The following is a 1,345-nucleotide window of genomic DNA, read 5'->3' on the forward strand; positions in this document are numbered from 1 at the left end:
CCAGATCCAAAGCAAAGTCAGTTGATCTTGCGTTTGGGCTGGTAGGGCTGTTGCGGCGGGGGTGTGGACCGGGGCGGTGAACGAGGTCGGCCTTCCCTTGTGGACGATGACGGTTGTCTAAGCAGTCGTCGTCGGCAAAGGAAGGCCGAGGGTGTCAGTCTCGCATGTCGCTGTGGGTGTCGTCATGGGTGAGGGTGGGCAGGTCGACACGGGGCAGGTGACCGCGTTGGCGGCCGTGTTCGGGCAGGTTGCCGATCCGCGCAAGGCGCGGGGTGTGCGTCATCGGTTGTCGGCGGTGTTGACGCTGGTCACCCTCGCCTTGTTGTGCGGGGCGCGGAACTTCCGGCAGGCCGGGGACCGGGTCGTGGAGATGCCGCAGGTCCTGCTGGCCGCCGCGGGCGCCCGTTCGCATCCGGTGCTGGGGATCCGGGTCGCGCCGGGTCGGGACACGTTGCGCCGGCTGGCCTCGCTGGTGGACGCGGCGGTGCTGGACCGTCTGGTGGGTGCCTGGCTCACGGAGCGGATCGGTGGCCCGAGCCCTGGGTGCGGGCTGGCCCTGGACGGCAAGACCGTCCGTAACTCCGGTGGGGGCACCGGTGTGGACGTGCAGTTGTTCTCCGCGATGCGTCACGACACCGCGGTCGTGGTGGCCCAGGTCCAGGTCCCGGCCGACACGACCGAGGTCACGCAGATCACGGCGTTGCTCGACCCGGTCGCCATCACCGGCATGGTGATCACCGCCGACGCCGCGCATCCCAGCGGCGAGACAGCCGCCTACCTGGTCGGCCGGGACGCCGGGTACGTGTTCACGGTCAAGGGCAACAAGCCCGGACTCCTGGCCGCGATCACCGCCCGGCTACCCGTGGCCACCGCCGCCACCAGCGGGCACACCAGCACCGAACGGCGACACGGCTACCGGATCACCCGCACGATCTGGACCGCGCCCGCCGACGGCGTCGACTTCCCCGGCGCCGCCCAGGTCTTCCGGATCCGCCGCGACGTGTACGCCCCGGACGGCCAACGCGTCAGCAAACAGATCCTCCACGGGATCACCAGCCTGACCAGCCCGGCAGCCGCCATCGCCGCCCACGTGCGAACCCACTGGTGGATCGAGAACAAATCACACTGGGTTCGTGACGTCCTGCTCGGTGAGGACAGCCACCACGCCTGGCTGGGCAACACCGCCCACACCATGGCCGCGCTGCGTAACCTCGCCATCGCCCTGATCCGCCTCGCCGGCCACACCAAGATCAAACAGGTCATAGAACGACATCACGCCAGCAAAATGCTCATCCCACAGCTACTCAACGCATCCAAAGAGTAACCTCGCGACTTTGCTTTGGGT

General features: G+C 68.3%; 1 protein-coding gene. It reads left to right on the plus strand.

Annotation, left to right across the window (positions count from 1 at the left end):
- The first annotated feature begins 184 nt into the window (after positions 1 to 184).
- The gene (locus KJS59_RS00015; protein ID WP_213450094.1) at positions 185 to 1,324 is read left to right on the plus strand and encodes an ISAs1 family transposase; all 1,140 of its coding nucleotides are present in this window, start codon (positions 185 to 187) and stop codon (positions 1,322 to 1,324) included.
- Positions 1,325 to 1,345 lie beyond the last annotated feature (21 nt).

Origin of the sequence: Rhizomonospora bruguierae (genome assembly GCF_018397995.1) — a bacterium.
GTDB lineage: Bacteria > Actinomycetota > Actinomycetes > Mycobacteriales > Micromonosporaceae > Rhizomonospora > Rhizomonospora bruguierae.